The organism is Escherichia sp. E4742 (assembly GCF_005843885.1).
GTDB lineage: Bacteria > Pseudomonadota > Gammaproteobacteria > Enterobacterales > Enterobacteriaceae > Escherichia.
This window is the reverse complement of the sequence record NZ_CP040443.1, coordinates 3,182,484-3,203,931: the sequence shown is the minus strand read 5'-3', so window position 1 is coordinate 3,203,931 and position 21,448 is coordinate 3,182,484. Positions and strand designations below refer to the sequence as shown.

Below are 21,448 nucleotides of genomic sequence, written 5' to 3'. Positions count from 1 at the left end.
TAACCATCTTAAAATAAATAGTTTTGAACTCAGGGTTATATATCTTTTATTATTTGTGGTACTTCCTTTGTCAGGAAAAATTTCTTATGCAAAAATTTCGTATCATTGCCGCCAGAAATTATTGGCGGCAGATATAATTTATTATTGATAGCGGTTAACCAAATCTTTTATCACCGCTTTATATGTCTTTTGCTTAAGTTGCATAATTTGCTGCTCTGTCACATCAGTCGTACCAGCTTCATTCATGCCGGGCAGCAGTGGAAGCACTTTATATTCATAATTCACCGGCGACCAGGTAGCCCACTCACCTGTAGCCACATCCACCAGCGTGAATCGAATCAAATAACGCAGTGACATCGTGTCAGTCAATTTTTGATTTTTATAATCTGACCAAACTATTGATTTCAATCCAGAGTCATATTTTCCTGTCTGTAACGTATCCTGGTAAACAATAATCGCTTTCTGATGGCCTTTTGCCGCCACAAAACGTAATGCCTGCATCCAGTTCATATTTTCAGCATCTACAACATCCTGGCTTTCGTCTTTGTTTTTGTCTTTATTACAGGTTACAGGCTTTTGCCTGTCTGGGATACCAGAGAATGTGGAAACAGTATAATATTTTCGCATCTCCTCCTGCATAATGGTTTCCGGTGCGCGGTTGCCGGATTGAACAAGTATTACAGGAGAATTAAGGGGAACGCGGAACTCATCTCCATCAAGCGCAGCTTGAATATTCTCCTCGGATACGGCTAGTGTGGTTTCATTACCAAATAAGTCTTTGTCTGTCAGTTGCTGGGGAGCGTTTTTATTAAGATTACTTTGTGTGGTTTGAGCTTTTTTCTTCTTTTCATCAATAGGAGATTCAGAGACACATCCTGCAAGCAGCGAGAATAATACACATATACAACAAACCTTTTTTGAATTCATAATCGGACACTCCCTCGTCTGTCATAATGATTAGAATATTTAGCACTGATAACGGACTCTAATTATATACCCCAATTAAATAATAACAAACAAAATCAATTTGAAATATACATTCATTTAATCAATATAAAATAATTCTCTGGAAATATATTTAAGCTGAATCGTTCGATATCATTATTGAATTTTAATGAATGAGACAACAAGCGAGAATCACGCACTTACGCAAGAGTAAAATCATTGAACAGAGAAATGGCGGGATTCAAATACAAAAAACCGCAAGATTAAAAATCTTGCGGTTCTCTGAACTCATTTTCATGAGTAAATTTGGCGGAACGGACGGGACTCGAACCCGCGACCCCCTGCGTGACAGGCAGGTATTCTAACCGACTGAACTACCGCTCCGCGTTATGTTCCGTTGGGAACGAGGCGAATATTACGGATTGCCTCACCCTTCGTCAATGGTTTTTCTCATCTTTTGAATCGTTTGCTGCAAAAATCGCCCAAGTCGCTATTTTTAGCGCCTTTCACAGGTATTTATGCCCGCCAGAGGCACTTCTCCTCCGCCCTTCTCTGCACCAGATCGAGACGGGCTTCATGTGCTGCAAGCTCTTCCTCTGTCGCCAAAACAACGCGTAATTTACTTGCCTGACGTACAATGCGCTGAATTGTTGCTTCACCTTGCTGCTGTTGTGTCTCTCCTTCCATCGCAAAAGCCATCGACGTTTGACCACCGGTCATCGCCAGATAAACTTCCGCAAGGATCTGGGCATCGAGTAATGCCCCGTGCAGCGTTCGTTTACTGTTATCTATTTCATAGCGGGCGCATAACGCATCGAGGCTGTTGCGCTTACCGGGAAACATTTTCCTCGCCACCGCAAGGCTATCGGTGACCTTACAGAAGGTATTGGTCTTCGGAATATCGCGCTTAAGCAACGAAAACTCGTAGTCCATAAAGCCGATATCGAACGCTGCGTTATGGATAACCAGTTCCGCGCCGCGAATATAGTCCATGAACTCATCGGCTACTTCGGCAAACGTGGGCTTATCGAGCAAAAATTCATCGGCAATACCATGTACGCCAAAGGCTTCCGGATCCACCAGCCGATCGGGTTTGAGATAAACATGGAAGTTATTGCCCGTCAGTCGACGGTTCACCACTTCAACGGCACCAATCTCAATGATCTTGTGGCCTTCATAGTGCGCGCCAATCTGGTTCATACCGGTGGTTTCGGTATCGAGAACGATCTGGCGTGTAATTGCAGTGCTCATAGCGGTCATTTATGTCAGACTTGTCGTTTTACAGTTCGATTCAATTACAGGAAGTCTACCAGAGATGCTTAAACAGGTAGAAATTTTCACCGATGGTTCGTGTCTGGGTAATCCAGGACCTGGGGGTTACGGTGCTATTTTACGCTATCGTGGACGCGAAAAAACCTTTAGCGCTGGCTACACCCGCACCACCAATAACCGTATGGAGTTGATGGCCGCTATTGTCGCGCTGGAAGCGTTAAAAGAACACTGTGAAGTCATTCTGAGTACCGACAGCCAGTATGTCCGCCAGGGGATCACCCAGTGGATCCATAACTGGAAAAAACGTGGCTGGAAAACAGCAGACAAAAAACCAGTAAAAAATGTCGATCTCTGGCAACGTCTCGATGCCGCGTTGGGGCAGCATCAAATCAAATGGGAATGGGTAAAAGGCCATGCCGGTCATCCAGAAAACGAACGTTGCGATGAACTGGCTCGTGCCGCGGCGATGAATCCCACGCTGGAAGATACGGGCTATCAAGTCGAAGTTTAAGCCTGTGGTTTACGACATTGCCGGGTGGCACCGACTGCCTGGCGAATTCGCGGTTTGTTTTTACTTTGTTTCATCGGATTTAGCGTTAAAGGAATAGTCCGTTTCCGGGCAACGATAAGTTGTAAGCAACCAAGCGCAGGAATATGCGCGCTCAATAGTTTTCCACCATGTTTATTCCACGGGAGAACGTGGAAACGGCTGGCGTGTAGCACTTCAAAATTCAACAAAGAGAGCCAGTCCAGTTGCCGCATCAGGGTAAACATCCGGCTGTTATAAGGCGATGTTTTTCGCAAGACTGGCACAAGTTTACGTAATCCCATTAAGCTGATGGGATTGAAGCCACTAATGACCAGCCAGCCATCATCAATCAATACCCGATCGGCTTCACGCAACAAGCGATGCGGATCGGTGCACCATGGCAACGTATGCGCCAATAGACAAACATCGACGGATTTATCGGCAAAAGGAAGATGAAGTGGATCCGCCTGCACCTGTACGGGCATTCCTTGTGCAGAAACATTCACTTGATGAGAAACCGCGCACGCTTCGCAATTGATTTCTGCGCTTAAATTGCCAATCTTAAGCAGATGAAAACCATACATTTTCGTGAACCATGGGTTGAGCTGGCGCTCCAGCGCCTTGCGATAAAGCTCTCCCCAGGGCAAATCGCCCCAGCAATCAGGAGCCACGACTGTTTGAGGGTTCCTTGCCGGTTTCATCACAACCTTCCGTTTCACACTGAGAGGTAATATATGAATCTTAACAGTATTCCTGCCTTTGATGACAATTACATCTGGGTTTTGAATGATGAAGCAGGCCGTTGCCTGATTGTCGATCCTGGAGAAGCGGAGCCGGTAGTAAAGGCCATTGCCGCCAATAACTGGCAACCGGAGGCCATATTTCTCACCCACCATCACCACGATCACGTTGGCGGCGTAAAAGAACTGGTGGAAAAGTTTCCGCAAATTGTGGTCTACGGTCCACAAGAGACACAAGATAAGGGAACAACGCAGGTAGTCAAAGATGGTGATACTGCCTTCGTTTTGGGGCATGAATTTAGTGTAATTGCTACACCAGGTCACACTTTAGGACATATCTATTACTTCAGTAATCCTTATCTATTTTGCGGTGATACTCTTTTCTCTGGTGGCTGCGGGCGATTATTTGAAGGTACAGCTTCTCAAATGTATCAATCACTTAAAAAATTAAGTGCTCTACCTGACGATACACTGGTATGTTGTGCTCATGAATATACTTTATCAAATATGAAGTTTGCCTTGAGTATTCTTCCGCACGATTTGTCCATAAATGATTATTATCGTAAAGTTATTGAGTTACGGGCAAAAAATCAAATTACACTCCCCGTTATTCTCAAAAATGAGCGGAAAATTAATGTTTTTTTAAGAACAGAAGATATTGATTTAATTAATGTAATTAATAAAGAAACATTATTGCAACAACCTGAGGAGCGTTTTGCCTGGTTAAGGTCAAAGAAAGATAGATTCTGATAAAACTTTCTTGTCATCGGCTTCGTTCGCCGTTATGATCGGTCGTCTTTTAAGCAACTATTGACACACACATGAAGGCAAAAGCGATATTACTCGCCTCTGTCCTGCTCGTGGGTTGCCAGAGTACCGGTAACGTCCAACAGCACGCACAGAGCCTTTCTGCAGCTGGTCAAGGGGAAGCAGCAAAGTTTACAAGTCAGGCACGATGGATGGACGATGGGACGTCTATCGCGCCAGATGGTGACTTGTGGGCTTTCATTGGCGACGAGCTAAAGATGGGAATTCCGGAAAATGACCGGATTCGCGAACAGAAACAGAAATATTTACGCAATAAGAGCTATCTCCACGATGTAACTTTACGGGCAGAGCCGTATATGTACTGGATAGCCGGGCAAGTTAAAAAACGTAACATGCCTATGGAACTGGTACTACTACCCATAGTGGAGAGCGCTTTTGATCCTCACGCGACGTCTGGCGCCAATGCCGCAGGCATCTGGCAGATCATTCCGAGCACGGGGCGCAATTATGGTTTGAAACAGACCCGCAATTATGACGCGCGTCGCGATGTTGTTGCTTCAACAACTGCCGCGCTGAACATGATGCAGCGTCTGAACAAGATGTTTGACGGCGACTGGCTTCTGACCGTAGCGGCTTATAATAGCGGCGAAGGTCGGGTCATGAAGGCAATTAAAACGAACAAAGCACGTGGGAAATCCACGGACTTTTGGTCGTTACCGTTGCCGCAGGAAACGAAGCAGTACGTGCCTAAAATGCTGGCATTGAGCGATATTCTCAAAAACAGCAAACGTTATGGTGTACGTCTGCCGACGACCGATGAAAGCCGTGCTCTGGCGCGTGTACACCTGAGTAGCCCGGTTGATATGGCGAAGGTTGCAGATATGGCGGGAATTTCCGTCAGCAAGCTGAAGACATTCAACGCTGGTGTGAAAGGCTCCACGCTGGGCGCAAGTGGCCCGCAGTACGTGATGGTGCCAAAGAAGCATGCAGATCAACTGCGTGAATCTCTGGCTTCCGGCGAAATTGCTGCTGTACAGTCGACACTGGTTGCCGACAATACGCCGCTTAACAGTCGTGTTTACACCGTTCGTTCTGGCGACACGCTTTCAAGTATCGCTTCACGTCTCGGCGTAAGCACCAAAGATTTGCAGCAGTGGAATAAACTGCGCGGATCTAAGCTGAAACCAGGCCAAAGTTTGACGATTGGCGCAGGTAGTAGCGCACAGCGACTGGCAAACAACAGCGATAGCATTACGTATCGTGTGCGCAAAGGCGATTCGCTTTCAAGCATTGCTAAACGCCACGGCGTGAACATCAAAGATGTGATGCGCTGGAACAGCGACACTGCGAATCTGCAACCAGGCGATAAGCTGACGTTGTTTGTGAAAAACAACAACATGCCAGATTCCTGACAAACCAGATAATAAAAAGGCACCGATTCCCCCGGTGCCTTTTTTATTTATGCCGCTTTATGTGCTTCTACCATGATGATATCACTGGTGAAAGAGCCATCATTCAGCAAGGCAAAATACGTTTTCACCTCTGTCGATGCGCTCTGTTGGTAAATGCGAATAGCATCTACTAACGCTTCTGGCGTACGCATTCTGGCGACCCATGAAGAAAATTCCAGCGGTAACTTATCTGTAATTAAATTATCAACTATCAGATTGGCTTCATTGATTAACGTCAACCACTCACCGCTGGCGTAGTTTCGTACGTGAGAGGTATCGCGTAATGCTTCTACCGTCTGTAACCAGATGTCGCGCACTGGGTGACCCGGAGACATTACGTCCATCACAATCAGCCTACCGCTGGGTTTCAATATCCGATTCACTTCACGCAGTGCTGTACCAACATCATGCCAGTGATGGGCAGAATAACGGCTGATAACAATATCAAATGCGTTATCGGCAAATGGCAGACTTTCGGCATATCCCTGGCGGGTGGCGATATTTTTCAAGTGCCGGGCTTCAGCAGCTTGTGCCACGACATCCAGCATTTGGGCAGATAAGTCATACGCCACCACCGCGCTCACGTTTTGCGCAGCGACAAAGCTGGCATGCCCTGCTCCGCAGCCCATATCAAGTACACTTGCATCAGGATAATCAGCCAGACGCACCGCCAGGCGCTGTAAATCTCGCCCGGAAGCATGTACGGTACTGGTTAAATACTCACTGGCCTGCGAGCTAAACTGCTTTTCTACGTGGTCATGGTGGGATTGTATTGTCATTGCGCTGTCCTTTTGTTGTTTGAGTATAAAAGGCAGCGCCAAACGTTGGTCTGCCCTGTAGCAGACCTGACATACCTTATTTATCAGGCTTGCCGGGACTGAATTCAACGAGTAGCGGATTGTGGTCAGAAGCGCGCGTAACCAGTACGGAAGCTTCGCTGACATTCAGACCACGGTAGAAAACAAAATCGAGCGGGCGACCAAACGCCCGGCGGCGCTGATCATCAGTAAAACGCACCTGGCGCAGCGACATTTCCCGTGCAAAGCGATATAAAGCGTTCATTCTTCTACGGCTCCAGGCATTGAAATCTCCCGCCATTATGACCGGGCCGCTGTGGTGGGCTATCTGATCGCCAATCGGAAGTAACTGCTTACTGTAAACATCTACGCCCAGACTGAAGTTGACCGCGTGTATATTAACCACCATCAACAGGCGGGTGTCAGGCAATGGATATACCGTCACCAGTGCCGATTTCGCCAGACGTAAAATAGGTTCACGTTCGCGTAACGGGCAGCAATAAACCGGATGCGCCGCCGAAAGGGTCATTACGCCGGAAGGATGTTGTGGCAACACAAAAGCGGGCACCTGATCGGCAGCAAGATAGTTAGCGGTCGCAAACCGCACTAACTCTGGCGTTGTTTGCGCTTCCTGTAATAAAACCAGATGTGCATCTTTACCGTAGTTCTGTAATACCGACAACCATTCAGCGCGTTGCTGTTTGTAAATGTTCCACACCAGGATTCGAATACGTTCTTCAGTACTTAACGGTTCTCCGGGTGGTAATGCCTGGCCGATGCTCGCAAAAGACCCCGGCGGTAAGATCCTTTCCGCAGGTTGTCCGGCAACATAGCGCATGGCATAGGTATTTTTTCGCACTTTTGACTTTGAAACCTCTAATACGTCAACTCTTCCACACTCGGGAGGGTTCTACTGTTATAGGGATTTTAGCTCACTCTTTCAACGAGCAATTGTATATTGTTATGTAAGCAAGTGCTTACACCGGACAGAATTTTGCTCGCTATTGAGAACATTAAATCGGATGACATATCACACATCCTGATGGTTTAATGACAAATAAATTCAAAATATCTCTTCTATTTTGCAACAGGAGCAAAAATGAAAGCCACGTCCGAAGAACTCGCCATTTTTGTTTCGGTCGTCGAAAGCGGCAGCTTTAGCCGGGCAGCGGAACAATTAGGGCAAGCAAACTCAGCGGTAAGTCGGGCGGTGAAAAAGCTGGAGATGAAACTCGGCGTTAGCCTGCTTAATCGGACCACGCGACAACTTAGCCTGACGGAAGAAGGCGAGCGTTATTTTCGTCGCGTACAGTCAATTTTGCAGGAGATGGCAGCGGCAGAATCAGAAATTATGGAGACACGTAATACACCGCGTGGACTGTTACGGATCGATGCCGCAACTCCAGTGGTGCTGCACTTTCTGATGCCGTTGATTAAGCCTTTCCGTGAACGCTATCCGGAAGTCACTTTATCGCTAGTCTCCTCCGAAACGATTATTAATTTGATCGAAAGAAAAGTGGATGTCGCGATACGCGCCGGTACGTTAACGGATTCCAGCTTACGTGCCAGGCCGTTATTTAACAGTTATCGAAAAATTATCGCCTCCCCTGATTATATTTCCCGCTACGGGAAGCCAGAAACGATCGACGATTTAAAGCAACATGTTTGCCTGGGATTCACTGAACCCGCTTCCCTCAATACCTGGCCGATAGCCTGTAGTGATGGACAATTACATGAGGTGAAGTACGGTTTGTCATCCAATAATGGGGAAACACTGAAACAGCTTTGCCTGAGTGGCAACGGGATTGCGTGTTTGTCCGACTACATGATCGACAGAGAAATCGCTCGCGGAGAATTGGTGGAGTTAATGGCAGATAAAGTGTTACCAGTTGAAATGCCATTCAGTGCAGTCTATTACAGCGACCGCGCGGTAAGTACGCGCATCCGGGCCTTTATCGATTTCCTTAGCGAGCATGTAAAAACAGCTCCCGGAGGAGCTGTCAGAGAGGCTTAATCCCATTCAGGAGCCAGACCTTCCGGGCTAACCAGGCGGTCGTTGCAATCCAGTGCGGCGATCGCTTTTTTATCTTCGGCATCAAGCTGTAAATTTTGTGCCTTAAGATTACTCTCCAGGTTTTCACGTTTAGTAGAAGAAGGAATTACTGAGTAACCTTCCCCCATCGCCCACGCCAGAATCACTTGTGCCGGGGTCGCATTGTGTTTAGCTGCAATACGAGCAATAACCTCATCTTTCAGTGCCTTCCCATAAGCCAGCGTCATATAGGAAGTGATATGAATGCCGTGCTGTTTGGCCCAATCAACCACTTTACGGTTTTGCAGATAAGGAGAGAGTTCAATCTGGTTAGTGGCGATGTTTTCAGCGCCAACAGCAGCAATCGCTTTTTCCATCAATGGGATCGTGAAGTTGGAAATACCTATCTCACGCGTCAGCCCTTGCTTTTTCGCATCCAGTAGCGCCTGCATAAACTCTTCGACTGATACCGCATCATTTGGTGACGGCCAGTGGATCAGTGTCAGATCAACATAATCGGTACGCAATTTTTGCAGGCTTTCTTTCAGGCTCGGGATCAATTTGTCTTTACTGAGGTTTTCAATCCAGATTTTAGTGGTGATGTAAAGTTCATTACGTGGCACGCCACTTTCTGCAATCGCCTGACCTACTGCAGCTTCGTTATCATAGATTTGTGCGGTATCAATTGCGCGATAACCAAGTTCTAGCGCCGTTTTCACAGATGAAATAACAACGTCGTCTTTGAGACGGAAAGTACCTAAACCAAATGCAGGGATAGCCATAATATGCCTCTTTTAATGCTATTTTCGTTAACTAAGGTGATTATGGGCTTCAGACTGTTGCGGAAAAAGGGCGTAAAATGCAGAGGATTTTTGCGATTTTGGCAACAATAGAAATACAGACGAAAAAAAACCTCGAGCATTAACTCGAGGCTTCTTAATAAGTGGCGGAACGGACGGGACTCGAACCCGCGACCCCCTGCGTGACAGGCAGGTATTCTAACCGACTGAACTACCGCTCCACCGAATTCTTTTACAACCACCGGTTTTATGACCGGCTTACTGCTTAATTTGATGCCTGGCAGTTCCCTACTCTCGCATGGGGAGACCCCACACTACCATCGGCGCTACGGCGTTTCACTTCTGAGTTCGGCATGGGGTCAGGTGGGACCACCGCGCTAAGGCCGCCAGGCAAATTCTGTTTATCAGACCGCTTTTGCGTTCTGATGTTATCTGTATCAAGCTTACTTATCGATGTCTCTTCCGCCAAAACATCTTCGGCGTTGTAAGGTTAAGCCTCACGGTTCATTAGTACCGGTTAGCTCAACGCATCGCTGCGCTTACACACCCGGCCTATCAACGTCGTCGTCTTCAACGTTCCTTCAGGACTCTCAAGGAGTCAGGGAGAACTCATCTCGGGGCAAGTTTCGTGCTTAGATGCTTTCAGCACTTATCTCTTCCGCATTTAGCTACCGGGCAGTGCCATTGGCATGACAACCCGAACACCAGTGATGCGTCCACTCCGGTCCTCTCGTACTAGGAGCAGCCCCCCTCAGTTCTCCAGCGCCCACGGCAGATAGGGACCGAACTGTCTCACGACGTTCTAAACCCAGCTCGCGTACCACTTTAAATGGCGAACAGCCATACCCTTGGGACCTACTTCAGCCCCAGGATGTGATGAGCCGACATCGAGGTGCCAAACACCGCCGTCGATATGAACTCTTGGGCGGTATCAGCCTGTTATCCCCGGAGTACCTTTTATCCGTTGAGCGATGGCCCTTCCATTCAGAACCACCGGATCACTATGACCTGCTTTCGCACCTGCTCGCGCCGTCACGCTCGCAGTCAAGCTGGCTTATGCCATTGCACTAACCTCCTGATGTCCGACCAGGATTAGCCAACCTTCGTGCTCCTCCGTTACTCTTTAGGAGGAGACCGCCCCAGTCAAACTACCCACCAGACACTGTCCGCAACCCGGATCACGGGTCTACGTTAGAACATCAAACATTAAAGGGTGGTATTTCAAGGTCGGCTCCACGCAGACTGGCGTCCACGCTTCAAAGCCTCCCACCTATCCTACACATCAAGGCTCAATGTTCAGTGTCAAGCTATAGTAAAGGTTCACGGGGTCTTTCCGTCTTGCCGCGGGTACACTGCATCTTCACAGCGAGTTCAATTTCACTGAGTCTCGGGTGGAGACAGCCTGGCCATCATTACGCCATTCGTGCAGGTCGGAACTTACCCGACAAGGAATTTCGCTACCTTAGGACCGTTATAGTTACGGCCGCCGTTTACCGGGGCTTCGATCAAGAGCTTCGCTTGCGCTGACCCCATCAATTAACCTTCCGGCACCGGGCAGGCGTCACACCGTATACGTCCACTTTCGTGTTTGCACAGTGCTGTGTTTTTAATAAACAGTTGCAGCCAGCTGGTATCTTCGACTGATTTCAGCTCCACGAGCAAGTCGCTTCACCTACATATCAGCGTGCCTTCTCCCGAAGTTACGGCACCATTTTGCCTAGTTCCTTCACCCGAGTTCTCTCAAGCGCCTTGGTATTCTCTACCTGACCACCTGTGTCGGTTTGGGGTACGATTTGATGTTACCTGATGCTTAGAGGCTTTTCCTGGAAGCAGGGCATTTGTTGCTTCAGCACCGTAGTGCCTCGTCATCACGCCTCAGCCTTGATTTTCCGGATTTGCCTGGAAAACCAGCCTACACGCTTAAACCGGGACAACCGTCGCCCGGCCAACATAGCCTTCTCCGTCCCCCCTTCGCAGTAACACCAAGTACAGGAATATTAACCTGTTTCCCATCGACTACGCCTTTCGGCCTCGCCTTAGGGGTCGACTCACCCTGCCCCGATTAACGTTGGACAGGAACCCTTGGTCTTCCGGCGAGCGGGCTTTTCACCCGCTTTATCGTTACTTATGTCAGCATTCGCACTTCTGATACCTCCAGCATACCTCACAGTACACCTTCACAGGCTTACAGAACGCTCCCCTACCCAACAACACATAGTGTCGCTGCCGCAGCTTCGGTGCATGGTTTAGCCCCGTTACATCTTCCGCGCAGGCCGACTCGACCAGTGAGCTATTACGCTTTCTTTAAATGATGGCTGCTTCTAAGCCAACATCCTGGCTGTCTGGGCCTTCCCACATCGTTTCCCACTTAACCATGACTTTGGGACCTTAGCTGGCGGTCTGGGTTGTTTCCCTCTTCACGACGGACGTTAGCACCCGCCGTGTGTCTCCCGTGATAACATTCTCCGGTATTCGCAGTTTGCATCGGGTTGGTAAGTCGGGATGACCCCCTTGCCGAAACAGTGCTCTACCCCCGGAGATGAATTCACGAGGCGCTACCTAAATAGCTTTCGGGGAGAACCAGCTATCTCCCGGTTTGATTGGCCTTTCACCCCCAGCCACAAGTCATCCGCTAATTTTTCAACATTAGTCGGTTCGGTCCTCCAGTTAGTGTTACCCAACCTTCAACCTGCCCATGGCTAGATCACCGGGTTTCGGGTCTATACCCTGCAACTTAACGCCCAGTTAAGACTCGGTTTCCCTTCGGCTCCCCTATTCGGTTAACCTTGCTACAGAATATAAGTCGCTGACCCATTATACAAAAGGTACGCAGTCACCCCATAAAGAGGCTCCCACTGCTTGTACGTACACGGTTTCAGGTTCTTTTTCACTCCCCTCGCCGGGGTTCTTTTCGCCTTTCCCTCACGGTACTGGTTCACTATCGGTCAGTCAGGAGTATTTAGCCTTGGAGGATGGTCCCCCCATATTCAGACAGGATACCACGTGTCCCGCCCTACTCATCGAGCTCACAGCATGTGCATTTTTGTGTACGGGGCTGTCACCCTGTATCGCACGCCTTTCCAGACGCTTCCACTAACACACACACTGATTCAGGCTCTGGGCTGCTCCCCGTTCGCTCGCCGCTACTGGGGGAATCTCGGTTGATTTCTTTTCCTCGGGGTACTTAGATGTTTCAGTTCCCCCGGTTCGCCTCATTAACCTATGGATTCAGTTAATGATAGTGTGACGAGTCACACTGGGTTTCCCCATTCGGAAATCGCCGGTTATAACGGTTCATATCACCTTACCGACGCTTATCGCAGATTAGCACGTCCTTCATCGCCTCTGACTGCCAGGGCATCCACCGTGTACGCTTAGTCGCTTAACCTCACAACCCGAAGATGTTTCTTTCGATTCATCATCGTGTTGCGAAAATTTGAGAGACTCACGAACAACTTTCGTTGTTCAGTGTTTCAATTTTCAGCTTGATCCAGATTTTTAAAGAGCAAAACTTCGCAGTGAACCTTTGCAGGTACACTCTGAAGTATTTTTTATTTAATCACTACAGAGATGGTGGAGCTATGCGGGATCGAACCGCAGACCTCCTGCGTGCAAAGCAGGCGCTCTCCCAGCTGAGCTATAGCCCCATAACATGTAGTTAAAACCTCCTCAAATTTGCGGTGCAAATTTGGTAGGCCTGAGTGGACTTGAACCACCGACCTCACCCTTATCAGGGGTGCGCTCTAACCACCTGAGCTACAAGCCTGTAGAGGTTTTACTGCTCATTTTCATCAGACAATCTGTGTGAGCACTTCAAAGAACGCTTCTTTAAGGTAAGGAGGTGATCCAACCGCAGGTTCCCCTACGGTTACCTTGTTACGACTTCACCCCAGTCATGAATCACAAAGTGGTAAGCGCCCTCCCGAAGGTTAAGCTACCTACTTCTTTTGCAACCCACTCCCATGGTGTGACGGGCGGTGTGTACAAGGCCCGGGAACGTATTCACCGTGGCATTCTGATCCACGATTACTAGCGATTCCGACTTCATGGAGTCGAGTTGCAGACTCCAATCCGGACTACGACGCACTTTATGAGGTCCGCTTGCTCTCGCGAGGTCGCTTCTCTTTGTATGCGCCATTGTAGCACGTGTGTAGCCCTGGTCGTAAGGGCCATGATGACTTGACGTCATCCCCACCTTCCTCCAGTTTATCACTGGCAGTCTCCTTTGAGTTCCCGGCCGGACCGCTGGCAACAAAGGATAAGGGTTGCGCTCGTTGCGGGACTTAACCCAACATTTCACAACACGAGCTGACGACAGCCATGCAGCACCTGTCTCACAGTTCCCGAAGGCACCAATCCATCTCTGGAAAGTTCTGTGGATGTCAAGACCAGGTAAGGTTCTTCGCGTTGCATCGAATTAAACCACATGCTCCACCGCTTGTGCGGGCCCCCGTCAATTCATTTGAGTTTTAACCTTGCGGCCGTACTCCCCAGGCGGTCGACTTAACGCGTTAGCTCCGGAAGCCACGCCTCAAGGGCACAACCTCCAAGTCGACATCGTTTACGGCGTGGACTACCAGGGTATCTAATCCTGTTTGCTCCCCACGCTTTCGCACCTGAGCGTCAGTCTTCGTCCAGGGGGCCGCCTTCGCCACCGGTATTCCTCCAGATCTCTACGCATTTCACCGCTACACCTGGAATTCTACCCCCCTCTACGAGACTCAAGCTTGCCAGTATCAGATGCAGTTCCCAGGTTGAGCCCGGGGATTTCACATCCGACTTAACAAACCGCCTGCGTGCGCTTTACGCCCAGTAATTCCGATTAACGCTTGCACCCTCCGTATTACCGCGGCTGCTGGCACGGAGTTAGCCGGTGCTTCTTCTGCGGGTAACGTCAATGAGCAAAGGTATTAACTTTACTCCCTTCCTCCCCGCTGAAAGTACTTTACAACCCGAAGGCCTTCTTCATACACGCGGCATGGCTGCATCAGGCTTGCGCCCATTGTGCAATATTCCCCACTGCTGCCTCCCGTAGGAGTCTGGACCGTGTCTCAGTTCCAGTGTGGCTGGTCATCCTCTCAGACCAGCTAGGGATCGTCGCCTAGGTGAGCCGTTACCCCACCTACTAGCTAATCCCATCTGGGCACATCCGATGGCAAGAGGCCCGAAGGTCCCCCTCTTTGGTCTTGCGACGTTATGCGGTATTAGCTACCGTTTCCAGTAGTTATCCCCCTCCATCGGGCAGTTTCCCAGACATTACTCACCCGTCCGCCACTCGTCAGCGAATCAGCAAGCTGATTCCTGTTACCGTTCGACTTGCATGTGTTAGGCCTGCCGCCAGCGTTCAATCTGAGCCATGATCAAACTCTTCAATTTAAAAGTTTGATGCTCAAAGAATTAAACTTCGTAATGAATTACGTGTTCACTCTTGAGACTTGGTATTCATTTATCGTCTTGCGACGTTAAGAATCCGTATCTTCGAGTGCCCACACAGATTGTCTGATAAATTGTTAAAGAGCAGTTGCGACGCGGCTTTCAGCTCACTGTCGCGAGGTGGCGTATATTACGCTTTCCTCTTTCAGAGTCAACCCTGAATTTCAGGATTTTTCTCTTCAACCGAACCGGCTGTTTGTGTGAAGTGATTCACATCCGCCGTGTCGATGGAGGCGCATTATAGGGAGTCGGCTCAGGAAGACAAGCGGAAAAATGCATTTTTATTTCAACCGCTCATCTTTTAGTCATTATGCCGATTTTTGCTGCTTTTTTATCGCTTGCGGCAGGTCTGCCAGGCTATTTAACACCCAATCCGCCGCCGTTTCTGCTTCAGGGGTAATAGGTTTACCCGTACGCACCAGCACTTTTGTTCCCACGTTCGCCGCAGCCGCTGCCTGCATATCTTCTAATTTATCGCCCACCATATAAGAAGCGGCCATATCAATATGCAAATAATCGCGTGCCGACAAAAGCATCCCCGGATGTGGTTTGCGGCAGTCGCAGACCTGGCGAAACTCTTCAACACTACCCTGCGGATGATGCGGGCAATAATAGATACCATCCAGATCGACATCGCGGTCCGCCAGCGACCAGTCCATCCACTCGGTCAGCGTTTCAAACTGTGCTTCAGTAAATTTACCGCGAGCAATGCCAGACTGGTTGGTTACTACCACCAGCGCGAAGCCCATTTTTTTTAGCTCGCGCATGGCGTCAATAACACCGTCGATAAATTCAAAGTTGTCGATCTCATGGACATAGCCGTGATCAACATTAATGGTGCCATCACGGTCAAGAAAAATTGCGGGTACGCTCTTCGCCACCTTTTATAGCTCCTTAATAAGGCATGTGACGCTAGTATCGCATGTTTCGACCAGCAAGAAAGTGCTCTTCGCATAAACCTGATTGATTTAGACGTCTGGATGCCTTAACATCCATTTCATTGACGGGTTGCCCGTTTCAGGCATTCGAAATGCCACGACTAACTTAATGACGATAATAAATAATCAATGATAAAACTTTCGAATATCACCAAAGTGTTCCACCAGGGCACCCGCACCATCCAGGCGTTGAACAACGTCAGCCTGCATGTGCCAGCTGGACAAATTTATGGCGTTATCGGTGCCTCAGGCGCGGGTAAGAGTACGCTTATACGTTGTGTAAACCTGCTGGAGCGCCCAACCGAGGGTAGCGTGCTGGTCGATGGCCAGGAACTGACCACGCTGTCAGAATCCGAGTTAACCAAAGCTCGCCGCCAGATTGGTATGATTTTCCAGCATTTTAACCTGCTCTCTTCGCGTACTGTTTTTGGCAACGTGGCGCTGCCGCTGGAGCTGGATAACACGCCGAAAGACGAGATCAAACGTCGCGTGACCGAATTGCTGTCATTGGTTGGTCTTGGCGATAAGCATGATAGCTACCCGTCTAACCTTTCCGGTGGGCAGAAACAGCGTGTGGCGATTGCCCGTGCGTTAGCCAGCAATCCCAAAGTGTTGTTGTGTGATGAAGCCACCAGCGCGCTGGATCCGGCAACCACACGTTCTATTCTCGAACTGCTGAAAGACATCAACCGCCGTCTGGGTTTGACGATTCTGTTGATCACTCACGAAATGGACGTTGTGAAGCGCATTTGTGATTGCGTGGCAGTCATCAGCAATGGCGAACTGATCGAGCAAGACAAGGTAAGTGAAGTGTTCTCGCATCCGAAAACGCCGCTGGCGCAAAAATTTATTCAGTCGACTCTGCATCTGGATATCCCGGAAGATTATCAGGAACGTCTGCAAGCGGAGCCGTTCACTGACTGCGTGCCGATGCTGCGTCTGGAGTTTACCGGTCAGTCGGTCGATGCCCCGCTGCTTTCTGAAACCGCGCGTCGTTTCAACGTTAATAACAACATTATTAGCGCGCAGATGGATTACGCCGGTGGCGTTAAGTTCGGCATCATGCTGACTGAAATGCACGGCACACAACAAGATACGCAAGCCGCCATTGCCTGGCTGCAAGAACACCATGTAAAAGTAGAGGTACTGGGTTATGTCTGAGCCGATGATGTGGCTGCTGGTTCGTGGCGTATGGGAAACGCTGGCAATGACCTTCGTATCCGGTTTTTTTGGGTTTGTGATTGGTTTGCCGGTTGGCGTCCTGCTTTATGTTACTCGTCCGGGGCAAATTATTGCTAACGCGAAGCTGTATCGTACCGTTTCTGCGATTGTGAACATTTTCCGTTCCATCCCGTTCATTATATTGCTGGTATGGATGATTCCGTTTACCCGCGTTATTGTCGGTACATCGATTGGTTTGCAGGCAGCGATTGTTCCGTTAACCGTTGGTGCAGCACCGTTTATTGCCCGTATGGTCGAGAACGCTCTTCTGGAGATCCCAACCGGGTTAATTGAAGCTTCCCGCGCAATGGGTGCCACGCCGATGCAGATCGTGCGCAAAGTGTTGTTACCGGAGGCATTGCCGGGTCTGGTGAATGCTGCGACTATCACCCTGATTACCCTGGTCGGTTATTCCGCGATGGGTGGTGCAGTCGGTGCCGGTGGTTTAGGTCAGATTGGCTATCAGTATGGCTACATCGGCTACAACGCGACGGTGATGAATACGGTACTGGTATTGCTGGTCATTCTGGTTTATTTAATTCAGTTCGCAGGCGACCGCATCGTCCGGGCTGTCACTCGCAAGTAACGTTCAACACAACATAAATAATTGAAGAAGGAATAAGGTATGGCGTTCAAATTCAAAACCTTTGCGGCAGTGGGAGCCCTGATTGGATCACTGGCACTGGTAGGCTGCGGTCAGGATGAAAAAGATCCAAACCACATTAAAGTCGGCGTGATTGTTGGTGCCGAACAGCAGGTTGCAGAAGTCGCGCAGAAAGTTGCGAAAGACAAATATGGTCTGGACGTTGAGCTGGTAACCTTCAACGACTATGTTCTGCCAAACGAAGCATTGAGCAAAGGCGATATCGACGCCAACGCCTTCCAGCATAAACCGTACCTTGATCAGCAACTGAAAGATCGTGGCTACAAACTGGTCGCAGTAGGCAACACTTTTGTTTATCCAATTGCTGGCTACTCCAAGAAGATCAAATCACTGGATGAATTGCAGGATGGTTCGCAGGTTGCCGTGCCAAACGACCCAACTAACCTTGGCCGTTCTCTGCTGCTGCTGCAAAAAGTGGGCTTGATCAAACTGAAAGATGGCGTTGGCCTGCTGCCGACCGTTCTTGATGTTGTTGAGAACCCAAAAAATCTGAAAATTGTTGAGCTGGAAGCACCGCAACTGCCGCGTTCTCTGGACGACGCGCAAATCGCTCTGGCAGTTATCAACACCACCTATGCCAGCCAGATTGGCCTGACTCCGGCGAAAGACGGTATCTTTGTCGAAGATAAAGAGTCCCCGTACGTAAACCTGATCGTGACGCGTGAAGATAACAAAGACGCCGAGAACGTGAAGAAATTCGTCCAGGCTTATCAGTCTGACGAAGTTTACGAAGCAGCAAACAAAGTGTTTAACGGCGGCGCTGTTAAAGGCTGGTAATTTTTAGGCTGTTTCCACAATTTGTAATATCATTCAGGACGGGCGCTTGCCCGTCTTGTCATTTTTATAAGCGCCTGATTCAATATTGACGTTTTGATCATACATTGAGGAAATACTATGCGTGCTTTACCGATCTGTTTAGTAGCACTCATGCTAAGCGGCTGTTCCATGTTAAGCAGATCCCCTGTCGAACCCGTTCAAAGCACTGCACCCCAGCCGAAAGCGGAGCCTGCAAAACCGAAAGCGCCGCGCGCCACGCCGGTCCGAATTTATACCAATGCAGAAGAATTAGTCGGCAAACCGTTCCGCGATCTCGGTGAAGTCAGTGGCGACTCTTGCCAGGCCTCTAATCAGGACTCTCCGCCGAGCATTCCAACCGCACGTAAGCGGATGCAAATCAACGCCTCGAAAATGAAAGCCAATGCGGTATTACTGCATAGCTGCGAAGTCACCAGCGGTACGCCAGGCTGCTATCGTCAGGCTGTATGTATCGGTTCTGCGCTTAACATTACGGCGAAATGAGCAGTTTCCAGTTCGAGCAAATAGGCGTTATTCGCTCGCCCTATAAAGAAAAATTCGCCGTTCCGCGCCAGCCAGGTCTGGTAAAAAGCGCCAACGGCGAACTGCATCTCATTGCTCCCTACAACCAGGCCGACGCCGTTCGCGGCCTGGAAGCATTCAGCCATTTATGGATCCTTTTCGTCTTTCATCAAACGATGGAAGGCGGCTGGCGTCCGACTGTGCGTCCGCCTCGTCTTGGCGGCAATGCCAGAATGGGTGTTTTCGCTACGCGCTCCACTTTCCGCCCTAACCCGATTGGTATGTCGCTGGTAGAGCTGAAAGAGGTTGTTTGCCATAAAGACAGCGTGATTCTGAAGCTCGGCAGTCTGGATCTGGTCGATGGTACGCCGGTGGTGGATATCAAACCGTATCTCCCCTTTGCCGAATCTCTTCCCGATGCCAGCGCCAGCTATGCGCAAAATGCGCCAGCGGCAGAAATGGCGGTGAGTTTTACCGCAGAGGTCGAAAAGCAGCTTTTGACGCTGGAGAAGCGTTATCCGCAGTTAACGCTGTTTATCCGCGAAGTACTGGCGCAGGACCCGCGCCCGGCCTATCGTAAAGGTGAGGAAACGGGTAAAACCTATGCCGTCTGGCTGCATGATTTTAACGTTCGCTGGCGCGTCACCGACGCAGGTTTTGAAGTCTTTGCGCTGGAACCGCGTTAAATTCACGCCCTTCTCTTTTGACATTTCTTTTGCACTGGTAAACTAAATCACTTTTTTTGTCCCAGGCTCGCCTTGAGCCTGTTCTACCTTCCAACTGGAACCGTAACAACATGCGTACTAGCCAATACCTGCTCTCCACTCTCAAGGAGACACCAGCCGACGCCGAGGTGATCAGCCATCAGCTGATGCTGCGCGCCGGGATGATCCGCAAGCTGGCCTCCGGGTTATATACCTGGCTGCCGACCGGCGTGCGCGTTCTGAAAAAAGTCGAAAACATCGTGCGTGAAGAGATGAACAACGCCGGTGCGATCGAGGTGTCGATGCCGGTGGTTCAGCCAGCCGATTTGTGGCAAGAGAGTGGTCGTTGGGAACAGTACGGTCCGGAACTGCTGCGTTTTGTTGACCGTGGCGAGCGTCCGTTCGTACTCGGCCCAACTCATGAAGAAGTTATCACTGACCTGATTCGTAACGAGCTTAGCTCTTACAAACAGCTGCCGCTGAACTTCTATCAGATCCAGACCAAGTTCCGCGACGAAGTGCGTCCGCGTTTCGGCGTCATGCGTTCCCGCGAATTCCTGATGAAAGATGCTTACTCTTTCCATACTTCTCAGGAATCCCTGCAGGAAACCTACGATGCAATGTATGCGGCCTACAGCAAAATCTTCAGCCGCATGGGGCTGGATTTCCGCGCCGTACAGGCCGACACTGGTTCTATCGGCGGCAGCGCCTCTCACGAATTCCAGGTGCTGGCGCAGAGCGGTGAAGACGATGTGGTCTTCTCCGACACCTCTGACTATGCAGCGAACATTGAACTGGCAGAAGCTATCGCGCCGAAAGAACCGCGCGCTGCTGCTACCCAGGAGATGACGCTGGTTGATACGCCGAACGCGAAAACCATCGCTGAACTCGTTGAACAGTTCAATCTGCCGATTGAGAAAACGGTTAAGACTTTGCTGGTTAAAGCGGTTGAAGGCAGCAGCTTCCCGCTGGTTGCGCTGCTGGTGCGCGGTGACCACGAGCTGAATGAGGTTAAAGCAGAAAAACTGCCGCAGGTTGCAAGCCCGCTGACTTTTGCGACTGAAGAAGAAATTCGTGCCGTGGTTAAAGCCGGTCCGGGTTCACTGGGTCCGGTAAACATGCCGATTCCGGTGGTGATTGACCGTACCGTTGCGGCGATGAGTGATTTCGCTGCTGGTGCTAACATCGATGGTAAACACTACTTCGGTATCAACTGGGATCGCGATGTCGCTACCCCAGAAATTGCGGATATCCGTAACGTGGTGGCTGGCGATCCAAGCCCGGATGGTCAGGGTACGCTGCTGATTAAACGTGGTATCGAAGTCGGTCACATCTTCCAGCTGGGTACTAAGTACTCCGAAGCACTGAAAGCCTCCGTACAGGGTGAAGATGGCCGTAACCAAATCCTGACGATGGGTTGCTACGGTATCGGGGTAACGCGTGTAGTAGCTGCGGCAATTGAGCAGAACTACGACGAACGCGGCATCGTATGGCCTGACGCGATTGCACCGTTCCAGGTGGCGATTCTGCCGATGAACATGCACAAATCCTTCCGCGTACAGGAACTGGCTGAGAAACTGTACAGCGAATTGCGTGCACAGGGCATCGAAGTGCTGCTGGATGACCGCAAAGAGCGTCCGGGCGTGATGTTTGCTGATATGGAACTGATCGGTATTCCGCACACTATCGTGCTGGGCGACCGTAACCTCGACAACGACGATATCGAATACAAATATCGTCGTAACGGCGAGAAACAGTTAATTAAGACCGGTGACATCGTCGATTATCTGGTGAAACAGATTAAAGGCTGATGCCAGAAAGGGTCCTGAATTTCAGG

At 49.7% G+C, this 21,448-nt stretch carries 17 protein-coding genes, 4 tRNA genes and 3 rRNA genes; 10 read left to right on the top strand and 14 right to left on the bottom strand.

What is annotated here, in order from left to right; all coding sequences use genetic code 11:
- Positions 1–141 precede the first annotated feature (141 nt).
- The 3 genes from FEM44_RS15570 to dnaQ form a co-directional block, all read right to left on the bottom strand.
- The gene (locus FEM44_RS15570) at positions 142–927 is read right to left on the bottom strand and encodes a hypothetical protein (protein WP_138159073.1); all 786 of its coding nucleotides are present in this window, start codon (positions 925–927) and stop codon (positions 142–144) included.
- A gap of 325 nt (positions 928–1,252) precedes the next feature.
- Positions 1,253–1,329: transfer RNA gene (locus FEM44_RS15565), tRNA-Asp, on the bottom strand.
- Positions 1,330–1,461: 132 nt separating this feature from the next.
- Positions 1,462–2,196: a DNA polymerase III subunit epsilon gene (gene dnaQ, locus FEM44_RS15560; protein WP_138159071.1), complete on the bottom strand. Its 735-nt coding sequence runs from the start codon at positions 2,194–2,196 to the stop codon at positions 1,462–1,464.
- A gap of 64 nt (positions 2,197–2,260) precedes the next feature.
- On the opposite strand from dnaQ, the gene rnhA reads away from it, so the two are divergent.
- Positions 2,261–2,728 (top strand): ribonuclease HI, encoded by a 468-nt coding sequence (gene rnhA, locus FEM44_RS15555; protein ID WP_000917883.1) that lies wholly within the window; start codon positions 2,261–2,263, stop codon positions 2,726–2,728.
- On the opposite strand, the gene FEM44_RS15550 is transcribed toward rnhA, so the two are convergent.
- Complete coding sequence (locus FEM44_RS15550; protein WP_135409494.1) at positions 2,725–3,447, bottom strand: class I SAM-dependent methyltransferase; 723 nt, start codon at positions 3,445–3,447, stop codon at positions 2,725–2,727. The two genes, rnhA and FEM44_RS15550, sit on opposite strands and share 4 nt — an antisense overlap.
- Before the next feature lie 33 nt (positions 3,448–3,480).
- Here FEM44_RS15550 and gloB point away from each other — a divergent pair, with 33 nt between their 5' ends.
- Together gloB and mltD are read left to right on the top strand one after the other, a co-directional pair.
- Positions 3,481–4,236 carry a hydroxyacylglutathione hydrolase gene (gene gloB, locus FEM44_RS15545; protein ID WP_135523277.1) on the top strand — a complete coding sequence of 252 codons (756 nt, stop codon included), beginning with the start codon at positions 3,481–3,483 and terminating at the stop codon, positions 4,234–4,236.
- A gap of 71 nt (positions 4,237–4,307) precedes the next feature.
- On the top strand, positions 4,308–5,666 hold the full coding sequence (gene mltD / locus FEM44_RS15540) for a murein transglycosylase D (protein WP_032320646.1): 1,359 nt from the start codon (positions 4,308–4,310) through the stop codon (positions 5,664–5,666).
- Positions 5,667–5,713: 47 nt separating this feature from the next.
- On the opposite strand, the gene FEM44_RS15535 is transcribed toward mltD, so the two are convergent.
- Complete coding sequence (locus tag FEM44_RS15535; RefSeq protein ID WP_135523278.1) at positions 5,714–6,484, bottom strand: class I SAM-dependent methyltransferase; 771 nt, start codon at positions 6,482–6,484, stop codon at positions 5,714–5,716.
- Between the two features lie 76 nt (positions 6,485–6,560).
- Positions 6,561–7,361 carry an endonuclease/exonuclease/phosphatase family protein gene (locus FEM44_RS15530; protein WP_135523279.1) on the bottom strand — a complete coding sequence of 267 codons (801 nt, stop codon included), beginning with the start codon at positions 7,359–7,361 and terminating at the stop codon, positions 6,561–6,563.
- Between the two features lie 240 nt (positions 7,362–7,601).
- Here FEM44_RS15530 and yafC point away from each other — a divergent pair, with 240 nt between their 5' ends.
- A complete protein-coding gene (gene yafC, locus FEM44_RS15525; RefSeq protein WP_135523280.1) occupies positions 7,602–8,516 on the top strand; it encodes a DNA-binding transcriptional regulator YafC in 915 nt (304 codons plus the stop codon).
- Here yafC and dkgB read toward each other — a convergent pair.
- The 8 genes from dkgB to gmhB all read right to left on the bottom strand — a co-directional run bounded on the left by dkgB (position 8,513) and on the right by gmhB (position 15,648).
- The gene (gene dkgB, locus FEM44_RS15520; protein ID WP_135523281.1) at positions 8,513–9,316 is read right to left on the bottom strand and encodes a 2,5-didehydrogluconate reductase DkgB; all 804 of its coding nucleotides are present in this window, start codon (positions 9,314–9,316) and stop codon (positions 8,513–8,515) included. The genes yafC and dkgB overlap by 4 nt on opposite strands.
- Positions 9,317–9,478: 162 nt before the next feature.
- A tRNA-Asp gene (locus tag FEM44_RS15515) sits at positions 9,479–9,555 on the bottom strand.
- Positions 9,556–9,609: 54 nt separating this feature from the next.
- Positions 9,610–9,725: ribosomal RNA gene (gene rrf, locus FEM44_RS15510) — 5S ribosomal RNA — on the bottom strand.
- A 95-nt stretch (positions 9,726–9,820) separates the two neighbouring features.
- A 23S ribosomal RNA gene (locus FEM44_RS15505) occupies positions 9,821–12,722 on the bottom strand.
- Between the two features lie 183 nt (positions 12,723–12,905).
- Positions 12,906–12,981 (bottom strand) — tRNA-Ala (locus tag FEM44_RS15500).
- 42 nt (positions 12,982–13,023) lie between these two features.
- A tRNA-Ile gene (locus tag FEM44_RS15495) sits at positions 13,024–13,100 on the bottom strand.
- A 68-nt stretch (positions 13,101–13,168) separates the two neighbouring features.
- Positions 13,169–14,710, bottom strand: a 16S ribosomal RNA gene (locus FEM44_RS15490).
- The 16S, 23S and 5S rRNA genes sit together here with 3 tRNA genes alongside, the layout of an rRNA operon.
- A 365-nt stretch (positions 14,711–15,075) precedes the next feature.
- Positions 15,076–15,648 carry a D-glycero-beta-D-manno-heptose 1,7-bisphosphate 7-phosphatase gene (gene gmhB, locus FEM44_RS15485; protein ID WP_130260765.1) on the bottom strand — a complete coding sequence of 191 codons (573 nt, stop codon included), beginning with the start codon at positions 15,646–15,648 and terminating at the stop codon, positions 15,076–15,078.
- A gap of 186 nt (positions 15,649–15,834) precedes the next feature.
- Between gmhB and metN the strand changes: the two genes are divergently transcribed.
- The 6 genes from metN to proS all read left to right on the top strand — a co-directional run bounded on the left by metN (position 15,835) and on the right by proS (position 21,422).
- Complete coding sequence (gene metN, locus FEM44_RS15480) at positions 15,835–16,866, top strand: methionine ABC transporter ATP-binding protein MetN (protein ID WP_000593990.1); 1,032 nt, start codon at positions 15,835–15,837, stop codon at positions 16,864–16,866.
- Positions 16,859–17,512 (top strand): methionine ABC transporter permease MetI, encoded by a 654-nt coding sequence (locus FEM44_RS15475; protein ID WP_001294600.1) that lies wholly within the window; start codon positions 16,859–16,861, stop codon positions 17,510–17,512. The genes metN and FEM44_RS15475 overlap by 8 nt, the downstream gene beginning before the upstream one ends.
- A gap of 39 nt (positions 17,513–17,551) precedes the next feature.
- Entirely contained in the window at positions 17,552–18,367 is an 816-nt protein-coding gene (metQ, locus tag FEM44_RS15470; RefSeq protein WP_000874226.1) for a methionine ABC transporter substrate-binding lipoprotein MetQ, read from the top strand.
- A gap of 117 nt (positions 18,368–18,484) precedes the next feature.
- Positions 18,485–18,889, top strand: coding sequence for an Rcs stress response system protein RcsF (gene rcsF, locus FEM44_RS15465; protein ID WP_001202329.1), 405 nt, complete (start codon positions 18,485–18,487; stop codon positions 18,887–18,889).
- The gene (gene tsaA / locus FEM44_RS15460; protein WP_130205048.1) at positions 18,886–19,593 is read left to right on the top strand and encodes a tRNA (N6-threonylcarbamoyladenosine(37)-N6)-methyltransferase TrmO; all 708 of its coding nucleotides are present in this window, start codon (positions 18,886–18,888) and stop codon (positions 19,591–19,593) included. The genes rcsF and tsaA overlap by 4 nt, the downstream gene beginning before the upstream one ends.
- Positions 19,594–19,703: 110 nt before the next feature.
- Positions 19,704–21,422: a proline--tRNA ligase gene (gene proS, locus FEM44_RS15455; protein ID WP_001260707.1), complete on the top strand. Its 1,719-nt coding sequence runs from the start codon at positions 19,704–19,706 to the stop codon at positions 21,420–21,422.
- Positions 21,423–21,448: the final 26 nt, after the last annotated feature.